Source organism: Rhodanobacter sp. PCA2 (genome assembly GCF_013620825.1).
Taxonomy (GTDB): Bacteria; Pseudomonadota; Gammaproteobacteria; order Xanthomonadales; family Rhodanobacteraceae; genus Rhodanobacter_A.
This window is the reverse complement of the sequence record NZ_NJIC01000052.1, coordinates 26,950-43,606: the sequence shown is the minus strand read 5'-3', so window position 1 is coordinate 43,606 and position 16,657 is coordinate 26,950. Positions and strand designations below refer to the sequence as shown.

Genomic DNA, 16,657 nt, shown 5'->3' with positions numbered 1-16,657 from the left:
GCGCAGGAATGGATGGGGGAGAACGTGGAAGGGTGACGGGCTTTCTCCCTGCGCCTGTGTGCAGGGGATGGGGTAATACAATCTCGCCGCGTGCCTACCCCCTCCCAACCTCCCCCTGCTTGCAGGGGGAGGGGCGAACGAAAACGCCGCCCGGAGGGCGGCGTTTGCTTGCATAGGATTGAAGCGGGGTGTCCCTTACTTGGCCTGCCCCACGATCCAGGTCACGGCCGCCTTCACCTGTTCGTCGGTGAGCGCGGGGTTGCCGCCCTTGGGTGGCATGAAGTTGCCGTCGGGGCCGTGGTAGCCGTCGATGGCGTGCTTCACCAGGGTGTCGATGCCCTGGGCGACGCGCGGCGCCCACATGGCCTTGTCGCCCAGCTTGGGCGCGCCGGCGATGCCGGCGGTGTGGCAGCTGTGGCAGAGGTTGTCGTAGATGGTCTTGCCGTCGGTGCTGCCGCCGTAGGCGACTTGCGAGGCGGCGGCCTTGCTGGCGGCCTCGGCGGCGGCCTGCATCGCGGCGCGACCGGTGTTGCCCGCGTACACCGCGCCGACGGGCGCGATCCGGGCGTCGACCTGAGGCTGTGCGTTCGGGTTGGTTTCCTTGGGTTCGTGGCGGTAGATCGCCAGAGCGACGAGGATCAGCACCACGGTCAGCACGCTCAGGCCGCCAATCAGCTTGGCGAACTGGTGCACGAACACCCGGTCGGAATCGTTCATGGAACCGCTCACGTATGTACTCCAGGTCGGTGGATCGTCCGGAAAGCCCCGTTGGCATCCGGCAGGCCGGTCGGCTGCCGCATGCCCGCACCTGCCGGGGCCGCGGTGCAGCGGGGCCGGTAGGGCAGGCACAAGGCCTGAAGTATAGACGAAGCCGCCGGCAAGTTTTCAGCCGGCCGCGGCGGCGATCTGTCGCGCTGCGGAACCGTGGCGCCCGGTGCGGGTCCAAGCCGGGCGATGCGGCGGGGGCGCATCCCTGCCATCGGTCATGCCGCACCCCTGTCAACTGGCATTGTTCCAATTCGTTGCAGTGCACCTATGCTTGGCACCCATACGCCGGTCGCCTGCCGCGTCGGCACGGGGTCCAACGGTGGCACAGTTCATTTGGGAGTTTTCCGCATGTCGCGTTTTTGGAAGATCGCGCTGGTCGTCGTTGCGGTAGTCGTGGTGGCCGTGGTCGCTGTGCGGCTGTTGCACAAGCCCGGCGGTGGCGGCGGCAAGGGCACTCCGCAGGGCCCGGGCGGCAAGGACAACCCGCCGGTGCCGGTCACCGTGGTGCCGGTGGCGAAGCAGAACGTGCCGGTCTACCTCACCGCGCTGGGCACGGTGCAGGCGTTGAACACCATCGCGGTGAACCCGCAGGTGGGCGGCCAGCTGGTCAGCCTGGCGTTCACCGAGGGCCAGCAGGTGAAGAAGGGCCAGGTGCTGGCGCAGATCGACCCGCGCACCTACCAGGCCAGCTACGACCAGGCGGTGAGCAAGCGCAACCAGGACCAGTCGCTGCTGGCCACGGCGCGCAGCAACTACGAGCGTTCGAAGGATCCCAAGTACAGCCAGTACGTGGCGAAGATCGACCTGATCACGCAGCACAACACCGTGGCGCAGTATGAGGCCGCGGTGGCGGCCGACAACGCCGCGATCAGCAGCGCGAAGACCCAGCTCGACTACACCCAGATCCGCTCGCCGATCGACGGCCTCGCCGGCATCCGCGGCGTGGACCCGGGCAACGTGGTGACCACCAGCAGCACCATCGTCACGCTGACCCAGCTGCATCCGATCAACGTGATGTTCACCCTGCCCGAGCAGAGCCTGGACATGGTGCGCAAGGCGCAGGACGGCGCGCCGCTGCAGGTCACCGCGCTGGACCGCGTGGACGCGCACCCGGTGGCGACCGGCGGCGTGCTGAAGGTGATCGACAACCAGATCGACACCTCCACCGGCACGTTCCGCCTGAAGTCGGAGTTCCCGAACGCGGACAACGCGCTGTGGCCCGGCCAGTTCGTCAACGTGCGGCTGCAGGTGCGCGTGGACGACGGCGCGCTGGTGGTGCCGGCGCAGGCCGTGCAGCGCGGCCCGGACGGCGACTACGTCTACCAGGTGCAGGGCGACAACACGGTCAAGATGCAGCCGGTGGTGGTCGCCGGCGAAGTGGGCGACAGCCACGTGATGATCGGCAGCGGGCTCAAGGCGGGCGAGCAGGTCGTCACCGAAGGCCAGTTCCGCCTGAAGCCCGGCAGCAAGGTGAACCCGCTGAAGCCCGGCGAAGTGCCGCCGGCGCCGACCGCGGCGGATCTGAAGAAGGCCAGCGAGCAGGGCAAGGGCGGCGGCCGGCGCGGCCGCTGAGCCCGGTCAGGCGGCCGCCGCCGCGGCGACGACCGCCTGACCTTCGCCGCCGTGGTGGCGGCCCGCGCATCACCTCCCGGCGGCCTCGGCTGCCGGCGAGCAGGAAGCCATCCACACAGCAGCACGGATACCCATGGGATTCTCGACGCTCTTCATCCGCCGCCCGATCGCCACTTCGCTGCTGATGGTGGCGATCCTGCTGCTCGGCATCCTGGGCTACCGCCAGTTGCCGGTGTCGGCGCTGCCCGAGATCGAGGCGCCCAGCCTGGTGGTGACCACCCAGTATCCGGGCGCCAGCGCCAGCACCATGGCGGTGCTGGTCACCACGCCGCTGGAACGCCAGCTCGGCCAGATCTCCGGGCTCACCATGATGAGCTCGGACTCCTCGGCCGGGCTGTCCACGATCATCCTGCAGTTCTCGATGAGCCGCGACATCGACGTGGCCGCGCAGGACGTGCAGGCGGCGATCAACCAGGCGCGCGGCGTGCTGCCGAGCAACCTGCCGTACCCGCCGGTGTACAACCGCGTGAACCCGGCCGACGCGCCGATCCTCACGCTGTCGCTGCAGTCGGACAGCCGCCCGCTGCGCGACGTCAACGATTTCGCCGATTCCATCCTGGCGCAGAAGCTGTCGCAGGTGCCCGGCGTGGGCCTGGTCTCGATCGCCGGCAACGTGCGCCCCGCGGTGCGCGTGCAGGTGAACCCGGCGCAGCTCTCCAACCTCGGCCTGACCCTGGAAGACGTGCGCAGCGCGCTCACCCAGGCCAACGTCAACGCGCCCAAGGGCACGCTCAACGGCAAGACGCAGAGCTATTCGATCGGCACCAACGACCAGCTCGCCGACGCCGCCGAGTACAAGAACACCATCATCGCGTACAAGAACAACGCGCCGGTGAAGCTCTCCGACGTGGCCCAGGTGGTCGACGGCGTGGAGAACGACCAGCTCGCCGCGTGGGCGAACGGCAAGCCCGCGGTGCTGCTCGACGTGCGCCGCCAGCCCGGCGCGAACATCGTGCAGACCGTGCAGCAGATCCGCCAGATCCTGCCCGAGCTGCGCGCCGCGCTGCCGGCCGACGTGCACCTGGACGTGTTCGCCGACCGCACCATCACCATCCGCGCCTCGGTGGAGGACGTGCAGTTCACCCTGCTGCTGACCATCTTCCTGGTGGTGGCGGTGATCTTCGTGTTCCTGCGCCGGCTGTGGGCCACGGTGATCCCGTCGGTGGCGGTGCCGCTGTCGCTGCTCGGCACCTTCGGCGTGATGTCGTTCACCAGCATGTCGCTGGACAACCTCTCGCTGATGGCGCTCACCGTGGCCACCGGCTTCGTGGTGGACGACGCGATCGTGATGATCGAGAACATCGTCCGCTACATCGAGCAGGGCAAGAGCGGCAAGGAGGCGGCCGAGCTCGGCGCGAAGGAGATCGGCTTCACCGTGCTGTCGCTGACCGTGTCGCTGATCGCGGTGTTCCTGCCGCTGCTGCTGATGCCGGGCGTCACCGGGAGGCTGTTCCACGAATTCGCCTGGGTGCTCACCATCGCGGTGGCGATCTCGATGCTGGTGTCGCTGACGCTGACGCCGATGATGTGCGCCTACCTGCTGAAGCCCGACCAACTGCCCGAGGGCGAGGACGCGCACGAGCGCCACCTCGCCGCCGGCAAGCGCACCGTGTGGGCGCGCACCGTGGGCCTGTACGAGCGCTCGCTGGACTGGGTGCTGGACCACCAGAAGCTGACGATGATGGTGGCCGCGGCCACGGTGGCGGTCACCGTGTTCCTGTACATCGCGATCCCCAAGGGCCTGCTGCCCGAGCAGGACACCGGCATGATCACCGGCGTGGTGCAGGCCGACCAGAACGTGGCGTTCCCGGCGATGGAGCAGCGCACCAGCGCGGTCGCCGAGGCGCTGCGCAAGGATCCGGCCGTGGCCGGCGTGGCCGCGTTCATCGGCGCGGGCACGATCAATCCCACGCTGAACCAGGGCCAGCTTTCCATCGTGCTGAAGGACCGCGGCAAGCGCGACGGCCTGGACAAGATCCTGCTGCGCCTGCAGCAGGCGGCGGCCGGCATCCCCGGCGTGGCGCTGTACCTCAAGCCGGTGCAGGACGTGACGCTGGACAGCACGGTGTCGGCCACCGAATACCAGTACGCCCTGTCCGACACCAACACCGCCGAGCTGGGCACCTATGCCGGCCAGATGACCCAGGCGCTGCGCCAGCGGCCCGAGCTGGCGGACGTGGACAACAACCTCGCCGACCAGGGCAACTCGCTCAAGCTCACCATCGACCGCGAGAAGGCCAGCCGCCTCGGCGTGCCGGTGCAGACCATCGACGACACGCTGTACGACGCGTTCGGCCAGCGCCAGATCTCCACCATCTTCACCCAGCTCAACCAGTACCGCGTGGTGATGGAAGTGGCGCCGCAGTTCCGCACCACCACCGCGCTGCTCGACCAGATCACCGTGCGCGGCAACGGCAGCGGCGCGCTCACCGGTTCCAACGCCACCAGCTTCGGCCAGCTCACCTCCAGCAACTCGGCCACGCCGTCCGGCATCGGCAACACCGGCAACGTGGGCTTCCAGATCGGCGGCGGCGGCACCATCCCGCTGTCCTCGCTGGTCAGCGCCAAGGTCGCCAGCGCGCCGCTGGTGATCAGCCACCAGCAGCAGCTGCCGGCGGTGACGCTGTCGTTCAACGTGGCGCCGGGCTATTCGCTGTCCGACGCGGTGACCGCGATCCACGAGGTCGAGGCGCAGCTGAAGTTCCCGCCGCAGGTGCGCGGCGAGTTCATCGGCAAGGCGGCGGAGTTCTCCAACAGCCTCGGCGACGAGGTGCTGCTGCTGCTCGCCGCGATCGTGGTGATCTACATCGTGCTGGGCGTGCTGTACGAGAGCTACATCCACCCGCTGACGATCATCTCCACCCTGCCGCCGGCCGGCGTGGGCGCGCTGCTGGCGCTGATCCTGTTCGGCATGGACCTGTCGGTGGACGGCATCGTGGGCATCGTGCTGCTGATCGGCATCGTGAAGAAGAACGCGATCATGATGATCGACTTCGCGATCGAGGCGCGGCGCAAGGGCATGAACGCGCGCGACGCGATCCACCGCGCCTGCCTGCTGCGCTTCCGCCCGATCATGATGACCACCGCCGCCGCCATGCTGGGCGCGCTGCCGCTGGCGCTGGGCAACGGCATCGGCGCGGAACTGCGCCGGCCGCTGGGCGTTTCCATCGTGGGCGGCCTGCTGCTCTCGCAGCTGGTGACGCTGTACACCACGCCAGTGATATACCTGTACATGGAGCGTTTCCAGGACTGGTTGCACGCCCGCCACGAGCGGCGCCTGCTGGCCCGTGCCCAGGCCGGTGGCGCAATGCATTGAGAGGCCGGTCCCGTCGGACACCGCGCGGCGAAACGGATCAACCGTTTCGCCGCGCGCACGTTGAGCAGAGCATGAATCCCAGCGTTTGCATCCGCCTTGCCGTGCCGCGGCCCCCCCGGGGCCGGGCATGAACATCTCCGGCAGCTTCATCCGCCGGCCCATCGGCACCTCGCTGCTCGCGATGGGCATGTTCGTGGCCGGCCTGATCTGCTACCTGCAGCTCGGCGTGTCGGCGCTGCCGGACATGCAGTTCCCGGCGATCTTCGTGCAGGCCAGCGAGGCCGGCGCGGACGCCTCCACCATGGCTTCCACCGTGGCCGCGCCGCTGGAGCGCCACCTGGGCCAGGTGCCGGGCATCCAGGCGATGCGCTCGTCCAGCTCCGAGGGCAGCAGCTTCGTCTTCATGATGTTCGACGGCAACGTGAACCTGGATTCCGCCGCGCGCGACGTGCAGGCCGCGATCAACGCCGCGCTGCCCGACCTGCCGCCAGGACTGAACGGCGCGCCCAGCTACCAGAAGGCGAACCCCAACGACGATCCGGTCATCGCGATCGCATTGACCTCGACCACGCAATCGGCGGCGGACATGTACAACGCCGCCGACACCTTGCTGGCGCAGCGCCTGCGCCAGCTCAAGGGCGTCTCCTCGGTGGACATCGCCGGCGCGGCCACGCCGGCGATCCGCGTGGACGTGAACCTGCGCGCGCTGAACGCGATGGGCCTGTCGCCGGACCAGCTGCGCAACGCGCTCACCGCGGCCAACGTCACCTCGCCGGAGGGCTTCCTGTCCAACGGCCGCACCACGATGGCGGTCAGCTCCACTTCGCAGCTGCATACCGCGGACGACTTCGCCAGGCTGGTCATCGCGATGAAGAGCGGCACGCCGGTGCGGCTGTCCGACGTGGCGAACGTCTACGCCGGCACCCAGGATGCGTACCAGGCGGCCTGGTTCCAGGGCAAGCCGGCGATCCTGCTATACGTGTACAAGAAGTCCGACGCGAACGTGATCGCCACGGTGGACGCGGTGCGCGCCCAGCTGCCGCTGCTGCGCGACTACCTGCAGCCCGGCACCACGATGACGCCGTTCTTCGACGACACGCCGACGATCCGCGCCTCCCTGCACGAGGTGCAGGCCACGCTGCTGATCTCGCTGGCGATGGTGGTGCTGACGATGGCGCTGTTCCTGCGCCGGCTCGCGCCCACGCTGATCGCCGCCACGGCGGTGCCGCTGTCGCTGGCCGGCGGCTTCGTGGCGATGTACATCTTCGGCTACACGCTGAACAACCTCACCCTGCTCGCGCTGGTGATCGCGATCGGCTTCGTGGTGGACGACGCGATCGTGGTGATCGAGAACATCATCCGCCACATCGACGCCGGCATGGGCCGGATGGAGGCGACGCTGGCGGGCGCGAAGGAGATCGGCTTCACCATCGTCTCGATCACCGCCTCGCTGATCGCGGTGTTCATCCCGCTGCTGTTCGCCGGCGGCATCACCGGCATGTTCATGCACGATTTCGCGATGACCCTGGTCGCCGCGATCGTGATGTCGGCGGTGGTCTCGCTGACGCTGACCCCGGCGCTGTGCGGGCGCTTCCTCAGCGGCCACCCCGAGCAGGCCGCGCCATCGCGGCTGGGGCGCGCGCTGGACCGCTTCCATGCCGGCATGCAGTCGATCTACAGCCGCGCGCTGGCGTTCTCGCTGCGCCACGCGCTGGCGTTCGCGCTGACCCCGCTGGTGCTGATCGCGGCCACCTACTTCCTGTTCGGCGTGGTCAAGAGCGGGCTGTTCCCGGCGCAGGACACCGGCCTGATCTGGGGCCGCGCCACCTCCGGCGCCACCGTCTCGTTCGAGCAGAGCCGGCAGCGCATGCAGCGCCTCACCCAGATGCTGATGGCCGATCCGGACGTGGCCACCGTGGGCACGCGCCTGGGCAGCAGCCGGCAGGGCGCCAGCGGCTCGTTCAACATCGACCTCAGGACCCGCGCCGAGGGCCGCAAGGACGACACCTTCGCGGTGCTGGCGCGGCTCAGCGCCAAGGCGTCGAAGTACCCCGACCTCAACCTGCGCCTGCGTCCGCTGCAGGACCTGCCCAGCGCCAGCGGCGGCGGCACCAGCCAGGGCGCGCAGTACCAGATCGGCCTGCAGGGCAACGACCTGGCCGGGTTGCAGGAGTGGCTGCCGAAGCTGGTGGCCGAGCTGAAGAAGAACCCGAAGCTGCAGGACGTGGGCAGCGACGTGGACGAAGGCGGCCTGCGCCAGAACATCGTGATCGACCGCGCCACCGCGGCGCGGCTGGGCGTGTCCATCGGCACCATCGACGGCGCGCTGTACGACGCGTTCGGCCAGCGCCAGGTGTCCACCATCTACTCGGACATCAACCAGTACAAGGTGGTGGTGAACGCGCTGCCGAACCAGACCGCCACGCCGGAGGCGATCAACCGGGTCTACGTGCGCTCCAGCAGCGGAAAGATGGTCCCGCTCAACGCGTTCGCGCGCCAGGTGCCGGGGCTGGCGCCCTCGGCGGTCACGCACGAGAACCAGTACACCACCATGGATCTCAGCTTCAACCTCGCGCCGGGCGTGAGCATGGGCGAGGCGATGGGGATCGTGCAGGCCACGGTCACGAACATGCGCATGCCCGGCGACATCAAGCTCAACGTGGGCGGCGATTTCCGCCGCTTCCAGCAGATGCAGGGCGGCATGCTGTGGCTGGTGCTGGCGGCGGTGCTCACCGTGTACATCGTGCTGGGCATGCTGTACGAGAACCTGATCCACCCGGTGACCATCCTGTCCACCCTGCCGGCCGCCGGCGTGGGCGCGCTGATGGCGCTGTGGCTCACCGGCACCGAGCTCTCGGTGGTGGCGCAGATCGCGCTGGTGCTGCTGATCGGCATCGTGAAGAAGAACGCGATCATGATGATCGACTTCGCCCTGGTGGCCGAGCGCGACCACGGCAAGGCTCCGCTGGACGCCGTGCACGAGGCCTGCCTGGTGCGCTTCCGCCCGATCATGATGACCACCATGGTGGCGATCCTCGCCGCGCTGCCGATCGCTATCGGCTTGGGCGAGGGCAGCGAGCTGCGCCGCCCGCTGGGCATCGCGCTGATCGGCGGCCTGCTGATCTCGCAGAGCCTCACCCTGCTCAGCACGCCGGCGCTGTACGTGGTGTTCTCCTGCCTCGGCGCGCGCTGGAAGGCCTGGCGCGCCCGCCGCGCCGAACAGCGCCGCGCACGCCGCGCGGCGCCGCTGCAGCAGCCCGGCTGAGTCCCGCTGCGCGCGTCCTCTCCCCCTCTGGAGAGAGGATCGCGCGCAGAGCCCCCGCCCGTCATCCCGGCGCAGGCCGGCAACCAGCCGCGCAGCCTTCGTCCTGGCCACGCAGGCGTCGTGCCATTCCCACCGGACCGACGCCGCGCCCGTTCGCCTGAACGCCCGACCCCCGCCCCGCGCGCAATCCCTCCACTCACCGTAATATGACGGCCCGGCGTCCGTCGGGTTACGGTCAGGGGACAGGCGGCATGGTGTGGTTTTCGGTGCGTTTCATGCGCAGCGGCGTGGTGCGGGCGGTCGCCGTGCTGGCCTTCGCGGCCTGTGCGTGGGCCACGGTGTGGCCGGAGCCGGAGCCGCTGCAGAAGCTGTTCGTGCTGGCCTTGATGCTGTGCGTCACCGGCGTGCTGCTGTGCGCCAGCCTGCGGCCGGCTTTTTCGCTGCTGTTGGCCGGCGGCCTGTTCTTTGGCCTGCGCTTCATCTCCGACCTCAAGGAGGCCTACCTCGAAACGGCCCTGATGCCGGCGGACTTCGTCTACTACGCGCGCTCCAGCCTGCTCGCCACGCTGCGCCATTACCCGCACCTGTACCTGCTGGGCGCCGGCGTGCTGCTGCTGGTGCCGCTGCTGCTGGTGCTGGCGTGGAAGCTGGATCGCCCGCTGCTGGCGCGGCGGCCCGGCCGGGGCAGGACGGCCTGGCGCATCGGCGGCGCGCTGCTGTGCGCGGTGGCGTTCCGCGCCTGCCTGCTGCCGGCGGGGCCGTTCGCCGCGCTGCACGACCGCAACGTGTGGGACAAGCTTTCCGACGACGCCCAGCTCACCAACTTCTTCGTCAACCTCAACGACGACGGCGTGACCATGCCGGCGATGTCCGACGACGCCACCGCGCTCAGGCAGTGGGGCGCCACCGCGCAGGCGCCGTCGGCCACGCGGCCGCCGCCGTATCCGGACATCGTGCAGGTGCTGGAGGAGAGCACGTTCGACCCGGCCATCTTCGCCGCCTGCGACGGCGTGCCGGGCTGCCGCTTCGCGATGTTCCAGCCGGACGCGCGCACGCGCGGCACCGGCATGCTGCGCACCCACACCTTCGGCGGCGGCACCTGGGTCAGCGAGTTCGCGGTGCACACCGGCCTGCCGCAGGACATCTTCGGCCCGGGCGGCATGTACGCGCCGTTCGTGCTGGCGCCGCACGTGCACGACACGCTGCCGAACCTGCTGCGCCGGCTGGGCTACCTCACCATCGCGATCTATCCCACCAACGGCGCCTTCCTCAACGGCCGCGACGCCTACCGCGCCTATGGTTTCGACCACCTCTACGGCGCGGGCGAACTGGGCCTGGACGAGTGGGAGGAAACCGACGCGCAGATGTTCGCCGCCGCCAGGCGCGCCTACGACAAGCTGAAGAAGCCGGGCCAGCCGGTGTTCGTGATGATCCTCACGATCAACCAGCACGGCCCGCACGACGACAACCCGATGGAGAAACTGCCGGCGCCCTGGCGCGGCATGGTGCAGGGCCTGTCGGGCAAGGGCGAGAGCGCGCTGGATTTCGACACCTACCTGTGGCGCCTGCACGATTCCGACGTGGCGATGCAGGGCCTGGAGCGCGACTTCCTCGACCGCGACCAGCCCACCGTGCTGGTGCATTTCGGCGACCACCAGCCGTCCTTCGAAGGGCTGATCCGCCCGCTCGAGCGCAGGCTGCCGCCGGAGTTGCGGCCGCAGCGCGACTTCCTCACCTACTACATGATCAAGAGCAACTTCGCCGGGCCGCCGCTGCCGACCTACCCGTCGCTCGACATCGCCTTCCTGCCGACGATGGTGCTGCAGGCCGCGGGCCTGCCGCCCGATCCCTATTTCTCCGCCGCCACCGCGCTGCGCGAGCGTTGCCAGGGCCGTTTCGACGACTGCCCGGACAAGCCGCTGCTGGCCTCCTACTACGCCTGGGTCTTCGGGCGCCTGCACGTGTACGAGTAGGCGCGACATGGCCGGACATGCCGCTGCAGCGTATCCGCGCGCGCTCGCCGCCGCAGTGCTGGCCGCGGCCGCCGCCGCGATCGCGGGCGCGTTGATGGCGCATGCGGCGCCGGGCTGGCAATGGCTGCACTGGTGCTGCAAGCCGCTGGCCACCGCATTGATCTTCGCGCTGGCGTGGCGCGCGCGGCCGGCGGTGTCGCCGCGCTATCGGTGGCTGGTGCTGGCCGGCATCGCCTGTTCGCTGGCAGGCGACGTGCTGCTGATGTTGCCGGGCGACCTGTTCGTGCCGGGGCTGCTGGCCTTCCTGCTCGCGCATGCGTGCTTCATCGCGGCGTTCCTTGGCGACAGCCGCTTCGCTGCGCCGGCGTGGCCGCTCGCCATCTGCCTGGCGTATGGCGCGGCGAATCTCGCGCTGCTGTGGGGCGCGGTCGACGCGCCGCTGCGCGTGCCGGTGATCGTCTACGTCGTGGTGCTGTGCGGCATGGGCGGACAGGCGCTGGCGCGCGCGTTGGCGCATCGCGGCGACGTGCTGGCGCCCGCGGCGTGGCGTGCGGCGCGTGGCGCGCTGGTATTCATGCTGAGCGACAGCGTGCTGGCCTGGGATCGCTTCCGCGGCCCGCTGCCGCTCGCCAGCCTGTGGGTGCTGTCGGCGTACTATCTGGCGCTGTGGTGGATCGCCCGCTCGGTGCAGGGCGACGGGCGCGGGGGCGGGGCATGAACACGCAGGAACTCATCATCACCTGGGCCACGCCGGTGTTCTTCCTGCTGATCGGCATCGAGCTGCTGGTGGCGAAGCTGCGCGGCCGCGACGCCTATGCCGGCAACGATGCGATCAACAGCATCGGCCTGGGCGCGATCTCGCAGCTCGTGGCGGTGTTCACCAAGCTGCTGACCATCGGCATCTACGCGTGGTGCGCGCAGCGCTTCGCGCTGTTCGAACTGCCCGCCGGCAACGTGCTGGTGTGGATCGGCGCGCTGCTGGGCTACGACCTCTGCTACTACTGGCTGCACCGCCTGGGCCACGAGGTGAACATCCTGTGGGCCGCCCACGTGGTGCATCACCAGAGCGAGCGCTACAACCTTTCCACCGCCCTGCGCCAGACCGGCAGCGGCGCGCTGCTGGGCTGGGTCTTCTACCTGCCGCTGGCGATCCTCGGCGTGCCGGTCGAGGTGTTCGTGGTGGTGGCGCTGATCGACCTGCTGTACCAGTTCTGGGTGCATACCGAGCAGATCGGCCGGCTGGGCTGGTTCGATCGCGTGTTCTGCTCGCCGTCCAACCATCGCGCGCACCACGCGGTGAACGATCGTTACCTCGACCGCAACTACGGCGGCATCCTGATCCTGTGGGACCGCCTGTTCGGCAGCTTCGTGGAAGAGGACGATGCCGACCCGCCGGTGTACGGCACGCGCTCGCCGCTGCGCAGCTGGAATCCCTTGTGGGCGAACGCCGAGGTGTACTGGCGCACCGCGCAGGATGCGTGGCACGCGCGGCGCTGGCGCGACAAGCTGCTGGTGTGGATCAAGCCGCCGGGCTGGCGTCCCGCCGACGTGGCGGCGCGCTTTCCCAAGCCGGCGTTCGCGATGCCTGCCGCGCGCTACGACCCGCCGATGTCCGGCGCGCTGAAGTGCTACGTGCTGCTGCAGTTCGCGCTGCTGCTGGGCATGGTCACCCAGTTCCTCGGCATGGCGGGCAACGCGGCGTTGTCCGTCCTGCTGCTGTATGCGGCCTACCAGGTGGCCGCGCTCTGCGTGCTGGGCGCCCTGATGGAAGGGCGGCGCTGGGCGTGGTGGGCGGAGGGCCTGCGCGCGCTTGCCACCGCGGCGCTGCCGCTGGCCAGCGGGCGCTGGTTCGGCGTCGCCCGCCTGGATGGCCGGGTCGCGCTGGCGATCGCCTTGGTGTTCGGCCTCAGCGCGCTGGCGCTGCCGTGGCTGCGCACTGCCGCGATTCCCGGGCGGCCCGTGACGGTTGACCCATGACCCCGGGCGGCCATTGGCTATGATCCCCCTGTTTCCCGCAGGAATGAGCGCATGAGTTTTCTGAGCCGGATACTCCGCCACAAGTCCGTGGAACAGCTGCAGAGCGAGGCGCAGCGCCGCGGCGATTTCCGCCGCGTGCTGGGCTTGTGGCAGCTCACCGCGATCGGCATCGGCGGCATCATCGGCGTGGGCGTGTTCGTGCTCGCGGGCCAGCAGGCGGCGATCAACGCCGGGCCGGCCGTGGTGCTCTCGTTCCTGATCGCCGGCGTCGCCAGCGCGGCGGCGGCGCTGTGCTACGCCGAGTTCGCCGGCATGATCCCGGTCACCGGCAGCGCCTACACCTACGGCTACGCCGTGCTCGGCGAACTGGCGGCGTGGCTGATCGGCTGGGACCTGCTGCTGGAATACGCGCTGATCGTCGCGGTGGTGGCGATCGGCTGGTCCGGCTACGTGCAGTCCGCGCTCACCGGCCTCGGCATCCACATCCCGGTGTGGGCGCAGGGCGCGATGGGCACCGGCGAGGGCCACGTGTTCAACGTGGTCGCCGCGCTGGTGACGCTGGGCGTGTCGGCGCTGCTGATCTTCCGCACCGAGTGGGGCGCGCGCTTCAACACCCTGGTGGTGGCGATCAAGGTGGCCGCCGTGGTGCTGGTGATCGGCATAGGCGCGTTCTACGTGAAGCCGGAGAACTGGGTGCCGTTCATCCCGGCCCGCGCGGTCGGCGCCGACGGCGTGGCGCATTTCGGTTTCCAGGGCGTCGCGGCGGCCGCGGCGGTGGTGTTCTTCGCGGTATTCGGCTACGACACGCTGACTACGGCGGCGGAGGAATCGAAGAACCCGCAGCGCGACCTGCCGCGCGCGGTGCTGCTGTCGCTGGGCATCTCGATGGCGATGTACCTCGCGGTGTCGCTGGTGCTCACCGGCATCGCGCACTACAACACGCTCAACACCGCGGCGCCGGTGGCCGACGCGTTCAAGGGCCTGGGCCTGGAGTGGGTGGCGTTGTCGGTGTCGGTGGCGGCGGTGTTCGGCCTGATCAGCGTGCTGTTCGCCTTCATGCTGGGCGCCACCCGCATCTGGTTCGCGCTGGCGCGCGACGGCCTGCTGCCGGGCTGGTTCGCGAAGGTGCATCCGCGCTACGGCACGCCGCACCGCCCCACCGTGGTGCTGGGCGTGTTCACCGCGCTGGTGGCCGGCCTGCTGCCGATCGAGGAGGTCGCCAAGCTGGTGAACATCGGCGTGCTCTCCGCCTTCATCGTCATCTGCACCTCGGTGATGATCCTGCGCAGGCGCAAGCCGGATCTGCACCGCGCGTTCCGCACGCCGTGGGTGCCGCTGGTGCCATTGGTCGGCATCGCGTTCTCCATCTGGCTGCTGGCGGAACTGCCGGCGATCACCTGGAAGGTGTTCCTGGTCTGGGTGAGCCTGGGGCTGCTGATCTATCTCGCCTACGGCATGCGGCACAGCAAGCTGGAGGACGGGCGCAAGTAGTTTCGTCGCGCGGCATGACCTCTGGCAGGGTGGTCGCGCGCAGGCGCGGCCTACCATCCAGCGGCCAAGCCGTCGTTCGCCGGAGCTTTCCGTGACCCGCCACACCCTGCATTCCAGCCTGCTCGCCGCCGCCGTGGCCGCGGCGTTTTCCCTGTCCGCCGTTGCCGCCGCACAGGATGCGCGTCGCGCCGCGCCGGTCGACCAGCCGTATGCCGGCACGCTCACGGTGAACGTGGACCTCACCGACGCGCCGAAGCGCATGTTCCGCGTGCGCGAGACGATTCCGGTGAAGCCGGGCGAGGTGACCCTGCTGTATCCGGAATGGATTCCCGGCGAGCACGCGCCGTCGGGCCCGATCCAGAACGTGGCGGGGCTGGTCATCACCGCGAACGGCAAGCAGCTCGCATGGCGGCGCGACCTGCGCGACATGTACGCGATCCATCTCGACGTGCCGGCGGACGCGGGCCAGCTCGATCTCTCGTTCCAGTTCCTCTCGCCAGCGCCGGGCGAGGACAGCCTGTTCGGCGCCAGCGCCTCGTCCACGCCGAACCTGGTGGACGTGGAGTTCAACCAGGTGGCGTTCTATCCGGCCGGCTACTACTCACGGCAGATCCAGATCCAGCCCACGGTGCAGCTGCCTGCCGGCTGGAAGTTCGGCACCGCGCTGCAGGTGGCCAGCCAGAGCGGCAGCACGGTGCGGTTCAAGCCGGTGAGCTTCAACCACTTCGTGGATTCGCCGCTGATCGCGGGCCAGCACTTCGACCGCGTGGACCTGGCGCCGGGCGCGAAGGTGCCGGTGCACCTCAACGTGGTGGGCGACGGCGCGAAGGACATCAAGCTCACCGGCAAGCAGCTGGAAGAGCAGCGCGCGGTGGTGACGCAGACCAACCTGCTGTTCGGCGCGCACCACTACGATCACTACGACTTCCTGCTCACGCTGTCCGACCACACCGGCCACTTCGGGCTGGAGCACCACCAGTCCAGCGACGACCGCCTGCCGGCCGACTTCTTCACCAGCGACGACATGCACACGCTGGCGGCCAGCCTGATGCCGCACGAATTCGTGCACTCGTGGAACGGCAAGTTCCGCCGCCCGGCCGACCTGTGGACGCCGAACTTCAACGTGAAGATGCAGGACGACCTGCTGTGGGTGTACGAGGGCCTCACCGACTACTGGTGCAGCGTGCTCACCGCGCGCGCCGGCCTGTGGACGCCCGAACAGTTCCGCGACACGATGGCGAACATCGACGCGTCGATGAGCGGCCGCACCGGCCGCGCCTGGCGCTCGCTGCAGGACACCGCCGACGCCGCGCCGCTCACCTACTACGGCGGCGGCGGCTGGGCCAACTGGCGCCGCGGCACCGACTTCTACCCGGAAGGCCAGTTGCTGTGGCTCGACGTGGACACCAAGATCCGTGAGCTGTCCGGCGGCAAGCATTCGCTGGACGACTTCGCGCATGCCTTCTACGGCATGGACAACGGCGGCTACGTCACCAGGACCTATACCTTCGACGACGTGGTGAGCACGCTGAACCAGGTGCAGCCGTTCGACTGGGCGAAATTCCTGCGCACGCGCCTCGACTACACCGGCCCCGAACTGCCCGAGCACGGCATCGCACGCGGCGGCTGGAAGCTGGTCTACACCGACAAGCCCAACGCCGAGACCAAGGCGATGGAAAACGTTCGCCACGGCGTCAACCTCGCCGACTCGCTCGGCCTTTCCGCCTCGAAGAGCGGCAGCATCCACGACGTGCAGTGGAACGGCCCCGCGTTCAAGGCCGGCCTGGTGCCCGGCCTCGTCATCGTGGCGGTGAACGGCAAGGACTTTTCGCCCGATGCGCTGAAGGATGCCGTCGACGCGGCCAAGACCGGCACAGCGCCGATCGAGCTGCTGGTGAAGAACGTCGACGTGTACAGCACGGTGAAGATCGACTACCACGGCGGCCTGCGCTATCCCCATCTGGTGCGTGCCGAAGGCAAGGACCTGCTCGGAGCGATCATCGCCCCGCGCAAGTGATACCGCGTTCCCCCACGACCGTTGCCGTGGAAAGCGCCTCCCCCGCCGCATGTGGATGGGCGGGGGAGGCGCTTTTCCTTGCATTGCCGCCGCGGTCTTTCCTGCCGGCGGGAAGGCATTGGCACATCCCGTGCCGGCGCGCATCCGCCATGACCAATGGCAGGGGGATGGGTCGCCCGGCCGGTCTAGCATCCGTGTTCCATGTCCGCGCCACGCGA

General features: G+C 69.4%; 9 protein-coding genes. 8 read left to right on the top strand and 1 reads right to left on the bottom strand.

Features of this window, described 5'->3' with window-relative positions; translation table 11 throughout:
* Window positions 1-195 precede the first annotated feature (195 nt).
* Window positions 196-717 carry a c-type cytochrome gene (locus PCA_RS16340; protein WP_181303678.1) on the bottom strand — a complete coding sequence of 174 codons (522 nt, stop codon included), beginning with the start codon at window positions 715-717 and terminating at the stop codon, window positions 196-198.
* A 399-nt stretch (window positions 718-1,116) separates the two neighbouring features.
* Between PCA_RS16340 and PCA_RS16335 the strand changes: the two genes are divergently transcribed.
* From PCA_RS16335 to PCA_RS16300, 8 genes are all read left to right on the top strand, one after another.
* Complete coding sequence (locus PCA_RS16335) at window positions 1,117-2,340, top strand: efflux RND transporter periplasmic adaptor subunit (protein ID WP_181303677.1); 1,224 nt, start codon at window positions 1,117-1,119, stop codon at window positions 2,338-2,340.
* A 133-nt stretch (window positions 2,341-2,473) separates the two neighbouring features.
* Entirely contained in the window at window positions 2,474-5,716 is a 3,243-nt protein-coding gene (locus PCA_RS16330; RefSeq protein WP_181303676.1) for an efflux RND transporter permease subunit, read from the top strand.
* A 127-nt stretch (window positions 5,717-5,843) separates the two neighbouring features.
* Window positions 5,844-8,981: an efflux RND transporter permease subunit gene (locus tag PCA_RS16325; protein ID WP_181303675.1), complete on the top strand. Its 3,138-nt coding sequence runs from the start codon at window positions 5,844-5,846 to the stop codon at window positions 8,979-8,981.
* Between the two features lie 251 nt (window positions 8,982-9,232).
* Complete coding sequence (locus PCA_RS16320; protein WP_181303674.1) at window positions 9,233-10,954, top strand: sulfatase-like hydrolase/transferase; 1,722 nt, start codon at window positions 9,233-9,235, stop codon at window positions 10,952-10,954.
* Between the two features lie 7 nt (window positions 10,955-10,961).
* Window positions 10,962-11,672, top strand: coding sequence for a lysoplasmalogenase (locus PCA_RS16315; RefSeq protein WP_181303673.1), 711 nt, complete (start codon window positions 10,962-10,964; stop codon window positions 11,670-11,672).
* Window positions 11,669-12,931, top strand: a complete 1,263-nt coding sequence (locus PCA_RS16310) for a sterol desaturase family protein (RefSeq protein WP_181303672.1) — start codon at window positions 11,669-11,671, stop codon at window positions 12,929-12,931. The genes PCA_RS16315 and PCA_RS16310 overlap by 4 nt, the downstream gene beginning before the upstream one ends.
* A 51-nt stretch (window positions 12,932-12,982) precedes the next feature.
* Complete coding sequence (locus PCA_RS16305; RefSeq protein WP_181303671.1) at window positions 12,983-14,422, top strand: amino acid permease; 1,440 nt, start codon at window positions 12,983-12,985, stop codon at window positions 14,420-14,422.
* A 91-nt stretch (window positions 14,423-14,513) separates the two neighbouring features.
* Window positions 14,514-16,439: a M61 family peptidase gene (locus PCA_RS16300; RefSeq protein WP_343204509.1), complete on the top strand. Its 1,926-nt coding sequence runs from the start codon at window positions 14,514-14,516 to the stop codon at window positions 16,437-16,439.
* Window positions 16,440-16,657 lie beyond the last annotated feature (218 nt).

Coding starts and splice junctions, on each gene's coding strand:
- PCA_RS16340 (WP_181303678.1), bottom strand. CDS start 717: ATGAACGATTCCGACCGGGTGTTCGTGCACCAGTTCGCCAAGCTGATT.
- PCA_RS16335 (WP_181303677.1), top strand. CDS start 1,117: ATGTCGCGTTTTTGGAAGATCGCGCTGGTCGTCGTTGCGGTAGTCGTG.
- PCA_RS16330 (WP_181303676.1), top strand. CDS start 2,474: ATGGGATTCTCGACGCTCTTCATCCGCCGCCCGATCGCCACTTCGCTG.
- PCA_RS16325 (WP_181303675.1), top strand. CDS start 5,844: ATGAACATCTCCGGCAGCTTCATCCGCCGGCCCATCGGCACCTCGCTG.
- PCA_RS16320 (WP_181303674.1), top strand. CDS start 9,233: ATGGTGTGGTTTTCGGTGCGTTTCATGCGCAGCGGCGTGGTGCGGGCG.
- PCA_RS16315 (WP_181303673.1), top strand. CDS start 10,962: ATGGCCGGACATGCCGCTGCAGCGTATCCGCGCGCGCTCGCCGCCGCA.
- PCA_RS16310 (WP_181303672.1), top strand. CDS start 11,669: ATGAACACGCAGGAACTCATCATCACCTGGGCCACGCCGGTGTTCTTC.
- PCA_RS16305 (WP_181303671.1), top strand. CDS start 12,983: ATGAGTTTTCTGAGCCGGATACTCCGCCACAAGTCCGTGGAACAGCTG.